Genomic DNA, 1,165 nt, shown 5'->3' on the forward strand with positions numbered 1-1,165 from the left:
CCTAGTAGTGCTTTGTTAGCTGGTCTTGTCACGGTGGGTGTCTGGTAGTTCGCTGGCTGTATGAGGGCTGGGGAACTTGCGGCGGTGCGGGCTCAGATGGAGGAATACGCCTCTGACGTGTTCGCGCCGCTGGTGCGGCGGGACCAGCGGGCCAAGGGCTCGCTGTATCTGCGGGGGCTGCTGCTGGACGGCCGCAGGAAGTCGATGCAGCCGATGGCCGAGCGGCTCGGGATCGATCACCAGCAGTTGCAGCAGTTCATGACGTCCTCGACCTGGCCCGTCGACCAGGTGCGGGCCCGGCTGGCATGGCGGGCGGTGGCCGCGGTGCGGCCGCAGGTGTGGGTGGTGGACGACACCGGCTTTCCCAAGGACGGCCGTTCCTCGCCTGGGGTGGCCCGGCAGTACTCCGGCACCCTGGGCAAGGTCGGCAACTGCCAGATCGGCGTCAGCGTCCACGCCGCATCCGACACCGCCTCGTGCCCGCTGTCGTGGCGGCTGTTCCTGCCCGTCGCCTGGGACGGGCCCGAAGCCGAGTCCCGCCGGCGGGCCTGCCGGATCCCCGACACCGAGCACCACCGGCCCAAATGGCAGCTCGCCCTGGACATGCTCGACGAGCTCGCCGGCATCGGTCTGCGGCCCGCGGCCCTGGTCGCCGACACCGGCTACGGTGCGAACGCCGACTTCCGGCGTGCTCTGGATGAGAGGGGCCTGGCCTGGGTGCTTCAGGTCAAGGGTGAGATGACCGCCCACGGCGAAGAGGCGGAGCCGCACCAGCCCGAATACGGCAGGCTCGGCCCCCGGCCGCTGCCCCGTTACCGCACCCGCCCGGCGGCCTTGCGTGAGCACGTGCTGGCCGCCGGCCGTCACCAGGGCCGGACCGTGACCTGGCGCAAAGGCTCGAAAGCCGCGATGAGCTCGCACTTCGTCCTCCTGCGTGTCCGCCCCGCAGGCCGGCGGCCCAAGCCCGCCGCCGACGGCACGATCCCGCTCGTCTGGCTGATCGCCCAATGGCCCGAAGGCGAGACCGAACCGGTCAAGTACTGGATCTCGAACCTGCCAGCGAACATCCCCGCCAAGGATCTGGTCCGGCTCGCGAAGTCCCGCTGGCGGATCGAGCACGACTACCGCGAACTGAAAACCCTCCTGGGCCTGGACCACTTCGAGG

General features: G+C 70.1%; 1 protein-coding gene. It reads left to right on the forward strand.

The genetic code is table 11. From position 1 onward, the window contains the following. Positions 1-60: 60 nt before the first annotated feature. Positions 61-1,165, forward strand: a 1,105-nt coding sequence (locus ACZ5WG_RS40805; RefSeq protein WP_468729706.1) for an IS701 family transposase, incomplete at its 3' end; no start/stop codon positions are given.

This window comes from Streptomyces sp. NPDC032745, assembly GCF_055579465.1.